The 13981-nt window shown below is 40.6% G+C and carries 16 protein-coding genes; 13 read left to right on the forward strand and 3 right to left on the reverse strand.

Going from position 1 to position 13981, the window contains the following annotated elements; all coding sequences use genetic code 11:
- Positions 1-3 precede the first annotated feature (3 nt).
- From AC1D7X_RS12060 to AC1D7X_RS12105, 10 genes are all read left to right on the forward strand, one after another.
- Positions 4-291 (forward strand): Dabb family protein, encoded by a 288-nt coding sequence (locus tag AC1D7X_RS12060; protein ID WP_495455485.1) that lies wholly within the window; start codon positions 4-6, stop codon positions 289-291.
- Positions 292-335: 44 nt separating this feature from the next.
- Complete coding sequence (locus tag AC1D7X_RS12065; RefSeq protein WP_495455486.1) at positions 336-770, forward strand: DUF86 domain-containing protein; 435 nt, start codon at positions 336-338, stop codon at positions 768-770.
- A gap of 17 nt (positions 771-787) precedes the next feature.
- A complete protein-coding gene (locus tag AC1D7X_RS12070) occupies positions 788-1711 on the forward strand; it encodes a DUF4261 domain-containing protein (protein ID WP_495455487.1) in 924 nt (307 codons plus the stop codon).
- Between the two features lie 169 nt (positions 1712-1880).
- Positions 1881-2243 (forward strand): YtxH domain-containing protein, encoded by a 363-nt coding sequence (locus AC1D7X_RS12075; RefSeq protein ID WP_495455488.1) that lies wholly within the window; start codon positions 1881-1883, stop codon positions 2241-2243.
- Between the two features lie 193 nt (positions 2244-2436).
- On the forward strand, positions 2437-3249 hold the full coding sequence (gene racE, locus AC1D7X_RS12080) for a glutamate racemase (RefSeq protein ID WP_495455489.1): 813 nt from the start codon (positions 2437-2439) through the stop codon (positions 3247-3249).
- Positions 3250-3568: 319 nt separating this feature from the next.
- Positions 3569-4768: a M14 family zinc carboxypeptidase gene (locus AC1D7X_RS12085; protein ID WP_495475296.1), complete on the forward strand. Its 1200-nt coding sequence runs from the start codon at positions 3569-3571 to the stop codon at positions 4766-4768.
- A gap of 128 nt (positions 4769-4896) precedes the next feature.
- Positions 4897-5139, forward strand: coding sequence for a hypothetical protein (locus AC1D7X_RS12090; protein ID WP_495455491.1), 243 nt, complete (start codon positions 4897-4899; stop codon positions 5137-5139).
- A gap of 128 nt (positions 5140-5267) precedes the next feature.
- Positions 5268-5570 (forward strand): iron-sulfur cluster assembly accessory protein, encoded by a 303-nt coding sequence (locus AC1D7X_RS12095; protein WP_495455492.1) that lies wholly within the window; start codon positions 5268-5270, stop codon positions 5568-5570.
- 32 nt (positions 5571-5602) lie between these two features.
- A complete protein-coding gene (locus tag AC1D7X_RS12100; RefSeq protein ID WP_495455493.1) occupies positions 5603-5824 on the forward strand; it encodes a YuzB family protein in 222 nt (73 codons plus the stop codon).
- A gap of 108 nt (positions 5825-5932) precedes the next feature.
- Entirely contained in the window at positions 5933-6208 is a 276-nt protein-coding gene (locus tag AC1D7X_RS12105) for a hypothetical protein (RefSeq protein WP_495475297.1), read from the forward strand.
- Between the two features lie 72 nt (positions 6209-6280).
- On the opposite strand, the gene AC1D7X_RS12110 is transcribed toward AC1D7X_RS12105, so the two are convergent.
- Together AC1D7X_RS12110 and AC1D7X_RS12115 are read right to left on the reverse strand one after the other, a co-directional pair.
- The gene (locus tag AC1D7X_RS12110; RefSeq protein ID WP_495475298.1) at positions 6281-8254 is read right to left on the reverse strand and encodes an LTA synthase family protein; all 1974 of its coding nucleotides are present in this window, start codon (positions 8252-8254) and stop codon (positions 6281-6283) included.
- 167 nt (positions 8255-8421) lie between these two features.
- Positions 8422-9579 (reverse strand): THUMP domain-containing class I SAM-dependent RNA methyltransferase, encoded by a 1158-nt coding sequence (locus tag AC1D7X_RS12115; RefSeq protein WP_495455496.1) that lies wholly within the window; start codon positions 9577-9579, stop codon positions 8422-8424.
- A 196-nt stretch (positions 9580-9775) separates the two neighbouring features.
- On the opposite strand from AC1D7X_RS12115, the gene AC1D7X_RS12120 reads away from it, so the two are divergent.
- Positions 9776-10408 carry an O-methyltransferase gene (locus AC1D7X_RS12120; RefSeq protein WP_495455497.1) on the forward strand — a complete coding sequence of 211 codons (633 nt, stop codon included), beginning with the start codon at positions 9776-9778 and terminating at the stop codon, positions 10406-10408.
- A 94-nt stretch (positions 10409-10502) separates the two neighbouring features.
- Here the strand turns inward: AC1D7X_RS12120 and AC1D7X_RS12125 are convergent, their stop codons facing one another.
- The gene (locus AC1D7X_RS12125) at positions 10503-11717 is read right to left on the reverse strand and encodes an MFS transporter (RefSeq protein WP_495455498.1); all 1215 of its coding nucleotides are present in this window, start codon (positions 11715-11717) and stop codon (positions 10503-10505) included.
- 201 nt (positions 11718-11918) lie between these two features.
- On the opposite strand from AC1D7X_RS12125, the gene hemE reads away from it, so the two are divergent.
- Both hemE and hemH read left to right on the forward strand, forming a co-directional pair.
- Entirely contained in the window at positions 11919-12962 is a 1044-nt protein-coding gene (gene hemE / locus AC1D7X_RS12130) for a uroporphyrinogen decarboxylase (protein ID WP_495455499.1), read from the forward strand.
- Between the two features lie 44 nt (positions 12963-13006).
- Entirely contained in the window at positions 13007-13957 is a 951-nt protein-coding gene (gene hemH / locus AC1D7X_RS12135) for a ferrochelatase (RefSeq protein WP_495455500.1), read from the forward strand.
- Positions 13958-13981 lie beyond the last annotated feature (24 nt).

Consider the following 13981-nt stretch of genomic DNA (forward strand, 5'->3'; position numbering starts at 1 on the left):
TTCATGATAAAACATATTGTATTCTTTAAATTAAAGGATAGTTCTCCTGAAAGTGTGAATAGAACAGCAACCATATTAAGAAATATGCAAGGTAGAATACCTCAGCTTGTGTCATTAGAAATTGGTGTAGATGTGATTCGTTCGGAACGTTCATATGATATTTCTCTCATAGCGGAAGTACAGTCTTTAGAGGATCTTCAATCCTATCAAATTCATCCTGTTCACCAAGAAGTTATCCAACATATGAATGAGTTTAAAGAAAGCTCGGTCGCAGTCGATTACGAACTATAACATAGAAGAAAATATCCGTTATCAGATGTCATGGGGGTAGAACTATGTACTATGTCAATAGAGAACAGATCGAAAGACGGTTGCATACGATTCCTGAAATTGTTCTAGGTTTACAAACAGCAACAGCAAAATGGGATGGAGGTCTTATCTTGGGATTTGTCCAAGAGAGATCTCTTCATTTAGCTATTGAAGTGGTTACGGATGTATGTAGTTACCTTATTGATGGATTCATCATGCGTGATGCTAGTAGTTATCAGGATATCCTTGATATTACTTATGAGGAAAAGGTATTTAACAGTGAAATACATGCTGTCTTAATACAACTGGTACAACTTCGCAAACCATTGGTACAGAATTATTATGAATGGGATCGGACTTCTCTTCATCACCTCACTAGTGTACTTCCTACAGTTCTGAATGATTTCTCCTCATCTGTGGGGAATTACTTAGATCAGGAATTAGGATATGTACAAACATAAAAGGAGCACGTTATTGTATGGAAGATACAAACACTAATCATCAAGAGCAATTAAATGAAAGTGATGTTTCTGGATTCGAACCTATCTACATGATTGAATTCTTATTCGACAAGATGCCTAATGTATCAAGTGAAAAACTCCGTGCTAATATTGAAAAATATACAGGATCCATAAAAATATCAGATGGACAGAATAATATTCCTTCTCCATTTGCGCTGGAAGCAGTTACGTCTGGCGAAGAACAGATACAACCTAAGGTCTTTTTCCATATGGATCACAAAGTATCTTTTGAAGATGCTGAAGTACCAGCACAGAGCTGTATATACGAACCAGCAATTCTTCAAGATATTCGTCGTTTTGATAGTGCTCTCCAGCAATCATTTCACTGGCAGAACGCACGCGAAACGATAGATAACTGTACATACAGTATTCGTTTCCATGATTTATTTACGGCAGGATTACCCTATAAGGATCGTTTCGATCTTATATTGGGAGTCGTTAGAGCCATACTTGAAACAGTCCCTTGTAAAGCGATGTTCTGGCATACTAGTGACAAACTCGTTGAACCTACAACATATCTAGAAGCTGTTGAACTAGGTGAGAAGTTGTATGGTGCAGTAAATCTTCGTCTGTATAGTACGGGTCAAGAAAAGGAAATGATCATGGATACTCTAGGATTATCTGCATTGGGAATTCCAGATGCTCAGTGTCATTTCCGCGATATGGATCCTAGCGAGGTAGCGAGAGACTTGCTCGTGATATCTAAGTATTTATATGATCAGGGTGATATCATCAAGGACGGTGAGTCCATTGGAACTTCGGCAGACAAGGCTTATTTGTGTGAACATCAACATGCAATAGTTGTTCCACCACGATATGTCCTTGATCTGAATCCAGGAGCTGCGCATGCAGCTCAAATCCAACGTAACAACCCATCTTAAATAATAATTTATATTTTCGGTTGTCCTTGAGTGTCAAGACAAGTATCTTCTGACTATAATGCATTAACAAATAGGCATTCGCCCGTTCTTGGAAGTAGGGAGAGTAAAGATTATTACTCTATCCAAAGTCAGGGGGAGTCTAAAGCTAAGGATGAAGGAGAGATGGACAATGAAAGATAGTAACAAGAGCTTTTTGTGGGGAGCTTTGATTGGAAGTGTTGTGGGGTCTGTAACTGCCCTGTTATTAGCACCGAAGCAAGGTACAGAGCTACGCAAGGATATTGTAGAAAAAACACGTCAGGTAAGTGATAAGACACAAGAACTAGTGAGCGTAGCTGGTGAACAGGGTGCCGTTATCTATGGAATTGTGAAGAATAAGGCAACGGATATCGTTCAAGACGTTCAATCATGGCGGCATTGTAAAGATGAAACTCTAGAAAAGAAGGTTGAGATATCATCAATACAAGAGAAAGATCAAGAGAAACCAGAATTAGATGCATTTGATCTTTTTGTGGATGAAGAGTTGATCTAATAACTTGAATTTCAGGCCTTACCCTATGATTCTAAGGGGAGTAAGGTCTGTTTTTCTGTGAATTCAAGACACTATGTACGATTCTATAAGAGTTAAAAGAATTGGGCTAAGTTTCAAGGTACGTTATAATAATCATTGACATATGGTAGCAGAGTAGATAACAGAATTCGATACAGAAAGAAGCGGTGTGTTCGTGCAACATGCAATTGCAATTTTAGACTCGGGTGTGGGGGGACTAACGGTAGCTAAAGAAGTGATGAGACAGCTCCCTCGAGAAAAAATTATATATTATGGAGATACTGCACGTACGCCTTACGGGCCAAGGTCATCTGAGCAAGTTAGAGTATTTACTGAGCAAATTGTTGATTTTCTCATCCAATTTGAACCGAAAATGATTGTTATTGCTTGTAATACAGCAACAGCAGCAGCACTCACATATATTCAAGATAAAGTATCCATACCTGTGATTGGTGTTATTCATCCAGGAGCTCGTGCAGCGATAACAGCTACAAAGACGGGGGATGTAGGTGTTATCGGAACCGTAGGTACGATAGGTAGTGGAGCTTATACTCATGCATTAAAAGAACTATCACCTTATGTAAATGTGACTAGTGAGGCCTGTCCATTGCTTGTACCTCTTGTTGAGCAAGGATTATTTCGATCAAGTGAGACGCAACATATTGTGGAACGATCTTTGGAGAATATCCGGAACACCTCTATTGATTGCCTGATTCTTGGATGTACTCACTACCCTTTTCTTACGGAATCGATTCAAGAGGTTATGGGAGATCGGGTCAAACTAATCAGTTCGGCAGAGGAGACAGCCCGAGAAATTAGCACCATATTATATCAAAAGGGTCAACTCGCTAAGAGTGATGAGAGCCCGATACATCAATTTTTCTGTAGTGGGGATGGCGAGATATTCAAGAAGATTGCGAATGAATGGTTAGGTGAACAGATCCGACGCACACCTGTCGTGTGGCAAGTATCTAAGTTTGAAGAATGATGAACCGAATTCCTTAAAAAAAACGGATGCACAAAAATAGCAGGTCAAGGTCACTTCAGTGCCCCCTATCTATGTGATAGTGTAAAGAACGATTCCTCAGCTCGTTTACATAGAGCTGAGGTTTTTTATGCCATTCGTTGGTGTATGGCAGCGTTCTCTCAGGACACCTAACTTTCTTCTACATAGAGACAACCCCTTAATGATGTCTTAGAAAGAGCAATTATTTATGCATGATGGACAACAATGCGGGCATACAATCTAACCACTCTAACTTTACTATTGGAGGCTTCACGTTCATATCCCAGAAAGGAAGGTATGTATGCTTCAATATATTGTACGTAAAGGAGATACCCTACAACGCATTGCTTCGGCAAGAGGACTTAAGCCGGAAAATATCGTGAACGCCAACCCTTGGGCAACTGAACAACCATACCTTATTCCTGGTCAAATATTATTTATTCCATCGACACCTCGACGGAGATATTCGATACAGATGGGGGACACGCTTGAGAGCGTATTGGATCAGTTCTCTATTACAGAACAAGCTTTGGAAGGTTTTAATCCTGGGATTTCCCATGATCGATTTCCAGTAGGTCGTGTCCTAGTATTACCTACATCTGAAATGAAGTCTATTGTTGCGCCACAAGGCGAATATGGATATATGGATATGATGAGACATATTAACGAATTAATGGGTAAGTATAAGTTTATAGAGGCACGATCGATAGGTGAAAGTGTCATGGGTAAGTCGCTTGAGATATTAAAAATAGGTACAGGCGAGAGACGAATACATGTGAATGCCTCTATCCATGCTAATGAATGGATTACAACGTTATGCTTAATGCGATTCGTGGAGGAGTATGCGGAAGCATATCAGAATAAGACAATGTGGAATGGATATAATCCACAAGAGTGGTTCACTAACTGTACATTATGGTTGCTTCCTATGGCTAATCCAGACGGTGTAGAGTTAGTTCAAGAAGGTGTCACGCAGGAACATCCTTACTATACGGAACTTATGGAATATAATAGCCAGCGAAGAGATTTCAAACATTGGAAAGCAAATATTCGTGGAGTAGACCTAGGTGATCAGTTCCCAGCCCATTGGGAAGAAGAAGTGAGTCGTAGAGGGAAGCAATCTCCATTACCGCGTGATTATGCTGGGATAAGCCCTCTAAGCGAACCAGAAGCCAACGCACTTGCTGCTTTTACAATAGATATTTCTCCCGATGCGGCCATTTCACTACACAGTCAAGGCCAAGAAATATATTGGAATTATCGAGATTATGAGCCCGAAGTGAGCGAGGAATGGAGTCGGAGATTAGCTCAAGTGAGTGGATACCGATCCGTGAAATTACAGGGCAGTGACGCTGGATATAAAGATTGGTTTATTCAACATTTCAGACGACCAGGTTTTACAGTAGAGATCGGTCAAGGTGTAAACCCTCTTCCCATTCAGGATTTTCGGAATATGAGTCTTGAGGTGGGTTTAATTGTGGGAGAATTGATGAGTTTTTGAAAACTTCATGAAACATTTTCATACACAAGTCGTATGATATACAAGAGGGGGTGGCCGCTTAAGCATGATTCTATTTTCTTCAAGCGGTTGCTCTCTTTTTTAAAGGTATAAGAATGGAGGTAGGAATCATGAAGATCAGAAGATTACTATCGTTTAGGTTTTGGTCCATGATGATTGGTAATATACGGAGGTATATTACGTCATCTCAGGTTTCTTTGGGAGACAAGTTGTTATTTCTCATACCTGTTATTGTATATTGGCTATTCCCTTTTGACTTATTGCCAGGTCTGCCTATAGATGATATTGGTGTCACGATGTTCTTGATGGGATGGTTTACCACCCGCATACAACGTAAATATCCAAAGTTATAGACGTATAATAAGGATCATGGATTACTGTTTTCGATAAATATGGACAAGTCCGGTCTTGCGAATTAGGATCTGTTTCTTTACAATAAATAAAAGAGTAAGACATCATACGTAATTAGGAGATGCAGCAGATGAAGTGTAAAATTACCCGTAACGCGGCAAAAGTATTATCTAAAGAGCTGAACAAAGAAGAGAATAAAGATTTGAAAATTCGTGTACTTGTCACTCATGCACATGGTGATCATGCGCATTATGGTTTAGACTTAGATAAGGCAACAGAGAACGATGAAGTGGTATCAACAGATAAAGATATTGATGTCATCTTGAATACGAGTGAACCTTTGCTGGATGGTGTGAAGATTGATTATCTATATTTACCTGAAGAAGGTTTTGTAATCACGAATCCATCTAAAGGGAATCACGGAGACCACTAAAGTCGTAAATAGTAAAGAAGGTTGGTATAAAAATGGCAAATGATATACGTGTATGTGAGAAATGCAAGCATACACGTCTCAAAAGTATAGTACCAAAGCTCCAAAAGATGGCGCCAGACACAGAGATTAAGATTGGATGTAAATCTTACTGTGGTCCTTGCGGTAAAAGAGCATTTGTCTATATTAACGGACGTTATGTGAGTGCACCAACAGAAGAAGAAGTGCTTGCAAAAGTAGCACCTTTTATAAAATAATCTACTGGTAAATGATGAAGTTTCTCTATATGCATAGTTTCTTCTCATCGAAACCAAGCTAAACATGGTGTATATGATTAGGAATATGTAGTGAGGGGGAACAACCAAATGTCTAAACGGGATTTTTCTAGTATGCAGAAGAATACACCAATTTCACAAGCGAATAACGCCGTAGATAGGCTCCATCAGTCGATATCCAAGGCTCTAAGCCATCCTACAGAGCAACTGCTGGATCAAGTGGAGAATTCATTAGCCCATACAGAGCAGGCCGTTCAGGTCATCCAGGGCAGTGAGTATGGACTAGCTGCTGAACGAACGGAAGAATTGCTGGCAGAGGAGAAAAGCCGATTAGCCGCAATGAACCTTTCTGAGTTTAATGATTAATCTTACAAATGAAGAAGGAGTGTTCCCAGCCGCCATTGAGAATGGCAGTGGGAACACTCCTTTTTTTGTAACCTATTTATTGTCCATTTTACTTAGTACATCATATTGGATGACTTGATCCGAGATATGGAGTTGTAATTTGGCTTGATCATAACCGACTCGGCATTCACCGACTTCGATCGTGTCTCGTGTACTGAGATCATAGCAAGTACCATTCTCAAATATGCCGCTAGGCGATGGAATATAGAATATTCTATTATCTGTGAAGGCTCCAGTACGAAGAACAACAAATGGGTTATCATTGGAGAACAGATTGTTTCCCAGCATATAGTAGGAATCTGTTGGAATTCCTAGCAGGTGAAGGAGAGAGGGTGACATATCTAATTGACCAGATGCCTTAGAATATTCTCCTGCTTGTTTATGATCGGGTAGATGAATCAGTAAAGGCACTTGATTCATGATTTGTTCCATATCGAGATCATTTAAGCTTTTATCTAGAAACTGTTCATAATAGGACTTATCTTTGATCGAATTATCATGATCACCGTATACTACAAGAATAGTGTCCTCCCATAGCCCCATATCTTTCATTTGTTCTGTAAATTCCCCTAGAGCCTCATCAACATAATGGATTGCATGCAGGTAATCACCGAATATCGTACCACTGAACTCACCCACATCTAACACATGTTTATCTTTGGGGATCGAATAAGGATGATGGCTGGAGAGTGTGATTAGGAAAGAATAAAAAGGTTCCTTGATCGATGCCATTTCATCTAACGATTGTTTAAAGAATGATTTGTCGCCAAGTGACCATCCCAGCCGCTCGTCGATGGTATAATTTTTTTTGCTGAAAAAGCGGTCGTACCCCATATGGTTATACATAATGGTTCGATTCCAAAAGCTACTATCGTAAGCATGAAATACGTTCGTTGAATATCCCTGCTCTTCTAAGATGGCTGGTAGCATATTGTACTCATGGTCAGGATAACGGATGAATACAGAACCTGAAGGTAACGGGTGAAGCGAACTGTGCGAGCTAAAGTCTGCATCAGATGTTCTTCCTTGTCCAGTCTGATGATAATAATTGCTGAAATACATACTATCTTTCATAAGTTTATTGAAGTTCGGTGTAATTTCCTGACCATTGACGCTTTTGCCAATCATGAAATTCATAAAGGCTTCCACTTGAAGGACGATCACATTACTATTTTTGTAAGTTCCGAACGTATCGTTCTTTATGGATCGTTGAGCACTCTTTTGCTGAAATAAATCCTTTATAGCATCCATTTCATCTTGTGGTAGGGAATGTTCAGGACCAAGATGATCTTGTGCATATCGATAAATGTCGTATCCATGAAAAGCGAGTAACCCGGTAACATTATAGATCGTCATGTTCCACCAGTTACTTGCGAACAAGCCTTTAGCCCAAGTGTCACTATAGTGTTTAATAGGAGCAAAAGTAAGTACAGACCCAATGATGAATACCAGCAAACCCGTGATGAGTCTTTGGATAACTCTTGCGCCTCTGCGAGCGGGTGTCTGTTCTCGCGATATATATAGTTGAGTATTGCGTCTTGAGCGTCGGACGATCTTAAAGATGAGATAAGCGATGATGATGAACCAATCGATAAATAAATATAGATCATTCCAACGTAAAAGTGACTGAATACTATCACCTAATGAACTAATCTGACCGGTCTGAAGAAGAACGGGTATCGTAATGAAGTCCTCGAAATAGCGATAATAGACGAGATCGGAATACATCACGGCTGTCAAGAACACATTCAATAGAATGAGGGATACGAGATAGCCATGGCGAGGCAACCACAATGTCCAGAACGATACGATCATAACGGATCCGATGGCGATGATGTAATCTAGAAAACTAAGCTCAACATACGGAATATTCAGTCGTTTATCGATCAACGTTAACTTGCACAACATAAGAATAATGAATAATGGATAGCTAAAATAGTGAAATGTACGTAGCTTGTTAGGTGAGCTCCAGCCCAGAGAGCGTATGCCTTTGTTATGAGAATACATGAATAGTCTCTCCTTTTTATATACGAAATGCCAAATGCTAGACCTTGAAGGTGAAACAGGGATGTAAGGTAACATGTGAATACATAATAGGAGCGAACCAAGACGTATGATTTCATACGCTTTAATGTTCGCTCCTGTAGATTATGCCCGGAAATTATACAGAAATGTTATTCACTTTGAGATTCTTGACGACCACGAGGTGGAAGAGGCCCAAGGTATTGATAATACTGACATTCAATGGTTCCGTTGTATAACTTGCGACGTTTGTCAGCTTTCTTGTTGAAGATGGTTTCGAAACGTTTGGTTGAACTAATCGCAAAGAATGACCAAGTTGGTATACTTACGGTCAACCTTTTTAAGTCACGAATAATCTGCTCTACTTCAGCTATTTCACTCAAACGTTCCCCATAAGGAGGATTTGTAATGATTACACCATAATCACCTTGAGGTCTTGCTTTGGCGATCGGTAGTACCTCTAATTTAATATCTTTGGCAAATCCCGCACTGTTTACTGCAGCTTGAGCAACTTCAATGGCCGCTGGGTCGATATCACTTCCGGAAATCTGCAATGGAATGTCATCGCGAACGGAATCAAAGGCTTCTTCTCTTGCTTGATTCCATAATGCTTCTGGAATGATTGGCCAATCTTCCGAATTAAAAGTGCGACGTAGCCCAGGTGCAATGTTCCAACCTACCATCGCCGCCTCGACTAAGAGTGTACCTGAACCGCAACATGGGTCATAGAAAGGTCTGGACGGGTTCCAACGGCTTAATTGAATAAGAGCTGATGCCATTGTCTCTTTCAATGGTGCCTCTGTTACGAGCTTACGATAGCCACGCTTATGAAGACCAGATCCTGTCGTATCTAGCGTGATCAAGGCAACATCATTTAACATAATGACCTCAACAACATAACGGGGTCCATCTTCAGGGAACCATTCCGTATGGTAAGTCTGATTTAATTTGTCGACGATCGCCTTTTTAACGATCTTTTGACAAGCAGGTACGCTACTTAATTGTGACTTAAGTGAACGTCCTTCAACTGGGAATTCACCATTCTGTGGAATGACATCCTGCCATGGTAAAGCCTTGACACCTTCAAACAATTCATCGAAAGTGAGGGCAGTGAATTCGCCCATCAAAATCAACACACGGTCTGAGGTACGAAGCCACAAATTACAACGACATATATCGATTAAGTCACCACTAAAGATGACACGTCCATTCTCGACCGTTAAATCATGATACCCCAGATCTTTTAATTCACGAGCAACAATTGATTCTAATCCCATTGGTGCAGTAGCAATAAGTTGCAAATTAGCCATGCTTTACAATTCAACCCCATCCGGCCAGTCCTGTAGCCATATGGCCACATTAGGAGACCTATAAATTTAACGAGCCTTGCCGGTTTTCGACAAAACACATACAATAATTACATTAGTCACACATAACGATACAACCAAACATCCATTATAAAACAAATAGGCTTATATGGAAAGTTAGTTCGAGGAGGAAAAGGCAGTGAATCTCACCCCTGATGAATATGTTAACCAATTGTACGAAGAAGATGAGCAATTAAACCGTGTGAAAGAAAGTATTAGAGAAAAGGACATGCCTGAAGTGTCCGTAGCGCCAGCCTATGGTAGACTTTTAACCTTATTGGTTCAGACGTCCCGTGCTGAGAGCGCACTTGAAATAGGTGCTCTAGGTGGATATAGCGGAATATGCCTAGCTAGAGGACTCCCTGCCAATGGACAATTACTCTCACTGGAGTTGAAGGAAGAGTATGCGGAATTAGCGAAGGGTAATCTTGAATCTGCTGGTTTTGGAAATTGCGTGAATTATATGATCGGGCCAGCACTTGATAGTCTGGAGGAACTTAAACAGTCTGGAAGAACATTTGATTTCTTTTTTATTGATGCGGATAAAGAGAACTACCCCTTGTATTTAGATTATGCCATTCAGTTATCCAAGCCGGGATCATTGATTGTAGGGGATAACTGCTTCTTGCGCGGGCGCACTTTGAACTCGGATAAGAATGGTCCTGGGGTGCAAGGGATGCGCAGGTTCAATGAGCAAGTGGCTTCGGATGAACGGCTTGTTAGCACATTACTTCCAGACTATGATGGATTATCCATCTCTCGGGTGAAATAAAAAAAGATCTACGCTTAATGAAAAAGAGACTATCCGTTAGGGTCTAATATGGACCTTAGGGGGTAGTCTCTTTTTTTTCTCTGGAACGCTCGTTCTAATGGAATTGACGTTGTTTATCATTGTGGGCATAGAGCTTAAATCTGACCCACACCATATTCAGAAGTAGTAAGCAACCGGATGTAATAAACAAGCCTTCAATTCCAATAAACCCAGATAGGAGTCCTCCAATAACGGCCCCAAGCATATTACCTAAAGCAAGCGTACTGCTGTTGAAACCGAAGGAACGACTCTCCATCCCATCAGGAGTATAGGAGCGGATGAGTGCATTTACACTCGGTAATAAACCTCCCATAAAGATACCCATGAGGAACCGGACCGTGATGAGCTGCCATACACTTTGGACGAAGGCTTGAGGGATCAACGTTAGGGCTGTGCCTATTAATGCATAGGTAAGGATACGGTGTGCACCAATTTTATCACTTATCTTACCAAGTATAGGGGAGGAGATCATATTGGATACACCTGTTACTGCTATAACTGCACCTGCCCAAAAAGCAATGTCTACTGTAGAATTATGGAGTTTTTGTACATACAACGGTAACAATGACATGGGACTTACCATTGCGAATTGTAAGAGAAATGTCACTGCAAATAAAGCGGGTAGCTGAGGGATGTTCGATAGCTCTTTAAGACCCTGCAGGACAGTTACCTGTGGGACATGCGATGCTTCTTCGCGATTAAAGTTTTCTTTGACTAAGAATAGGGCAAGGAAAGAGGCAATAAGAATTAAAGTTCCTGTGATATAGAAAATAGGACGAAATCCTACGAAATCTGCCAAACTACCGCCAATTAATGGCCCTAGAATGGTACCTGCTACTACGCCGGATTGCATCATTCCCATAGCAAATCCCATTCGGGCTTTAGGAGATGTACCGGATACAAGTGAGATCGCAGCGGGATTGAAGCCAGATATAGTACCGTTTAATAGACGAAGCAACAGCAATTCCCAAGGGTTTCGTGCGAAGCCCATAAGTACAATCACAATGGCCATACCAAAACCAGATCGTAACAACATAATTTTACGTCCATATTTGTCAGCCAATTTACCCCAAATAGGTTGAAAAATAAAGGATGTCAAGAAATTCGCAGCAAATATGAGTCCAGCCCAAATTCCAATTTCATGTTCTCCTTGAACTCCTAAATCTTGAGAGAGGTATAAAGCCAAAAAGGGTGTAATCATCGTTGTGCCAGCATTGACGAGAAATTGCCCAATCCACAGGACAATCAGGTTTAATTTCCATGTTTTCAAAAGTGGTGCACTTCCTTTCTAAGTTGCCATGATAATCCATCTTCAAAGAAATAGTTATATAGTATATCACATCTTGATTTGTCTCTTCTGATAGGAATGTCATAGTATTGTCATGACATCACACGCTGTGAGAGTTGTTACTTACTTTTAAAAAGGGCATAATATATATAAAGGGAAACTAACTATACTGGGGGCCTATGAATGACCTACAATGATACTTTTATAAGAGCTTGTTATAAGCAAGATGTAAACCACGTACCTGTCTGGTATATGAGACAAGCGGGGCGTTACGACCCTGAATACCGTAAAATTAAGGAGAAATATAGTCTTCTTGAAATATGTCGTCAACCTGAACTTGCGGCGCAAATCACGATGATGCCTGTCCACAAATTAGGTGTTGATGCAGCTATTCTATACTCTGATATTATGAATCCCGTAGCTTCGCTTGGTGTGGATTTCGATATTGTTAAGAATATTGGCCCTGTCATTGAAAATCCGATTCGCTCGGCAGCTGATATTGAAGGTCTTCGTCCTATTGATGTAGATAAAGATCTAAGTCATATCATGGAGACGATTCGTATTCTTGATAAAGAATTAAACGTACCTCTTATTACTTTTGCAGGTGCGCCATTCACGATTGCAAGTTATCTTATTGAAGGTCGCCCTTCTAAAAACTATATCCTTACCAAGACGATGATGTATAGTGAGCCACATCTTTGGTCAGCTTTAATGGACAAGCTTGGAGATATGGTTATTACATATGTTAGGGCTCATATTGCCAATGGTGGGAAAGCCTTTCAACTATTTGACAGTTGGGTAGGGGCACTTGCTCCTAAGGATTTCGAGAAGTATGTGCTTCCAACAGTTACTCGTATCTTTGCCGAAATTTCTGATTTGAATGTACCCAAAATTTATTTTCCTGGTGTAAGTTCTGGAGAACTCTTACCTGTGCTTAACAAGGTCCAATGTGATGTAATTGGGCTTGATTGGAGAGTGTCTATTTCTGAAGGACGACGAAGAACAGGTGGTCGATTTGCTATGCAAGGCAATCTTGATCCATATATCTTGACGGCTCCTATGAATGTTATTAAACAATATGCCAAAGAAATTATCGATAACGGCATTCAGGAACCTGGGTATATATTTAATCTTGGACATGGATTGTTTCCAGAAGCATCCATTGATAAATTAGCCGAGCTAACACAATTTATTCAAGAATATTCGGCTTCTCAATTGAAATCTTAACGATCAAAGACAACATTACATTTTGACATAGGGGTGAACTGTTCGTGAAATCAAAAGTAGGCGTCTTAGTTATGTCATATGGAACACCGGAAAGCCTAGAAGGAATAGAAACGTACTATACACATATCCGCAGAGGGAATGCTCCAACTCCGGAACAGCTTCAAGATTTAGTGAGTCGTTATGAAGCTATTGTTGGAGGAGTATTCCCCCTACGTGAGAATACTAACCAACAAGTAAGCACGCTGGAAGCGACGCTTAATCAAAATGGTGATCAAGCCGAGAATGAGTTCGTATGTTACCAAGGATTGAAGCATGCTGCACCCTTCATCGAAGACGGTATAGAACAAATGGCTAAAGATGGCATTAAACGTGCTGTTGGTATTGTATTGGCACCACATTATTCCGTTATGAGTGTAGGGTCTTACATTAAACGTGCTCAAGCGAAAGCAACAGAGCTAGGTATAGATATGTCCTTCGTGGAGCATTATCATCTCCATCCCAAATTGATCCAGGCTCTGAGCCAACGTGTAAGTGCGAAGTTAGATCAGTTTGAGGAAGCGGGAGCTAATCGAGAAGATGTACGGGTACTTTTTAGTGCACATAGCTTACCTAAACGAATTGTTGAGATGGGAGATCCTTACCCGGATCAATTACTAGAGACCTCACGCGCTATTGCAGAGCAGACAGGAGTTACCTCTTGGCAATTCTCATGGCAAAGTGCTGGACGCACAGCAGAGCCATGGCTAGGTCCAGACATTCTCGATACACTTCAGGAACTTAGTGCCGAGCAAATTGAGAATGTGTTAGTAGCACCTGTAGGTTTTGTATCGGACCATTTGGAAGTATTGTATGACTTGGACATAGAGGCTCAAGCCATCTCTAAGGAACTTGATATGCGCTTAATGCGTATTGATTCGTTAAATAGCGATCCTCTCTATATGGAAACACTTCGTGATGAGATACTGAACCGTTTAGCGAAAAGCGATGAATCATGACAGGTGCAGTTATGAGGGATAGGA

This window comes from Paenibacillus sp. Y568 (assembly GCF_059445545.1).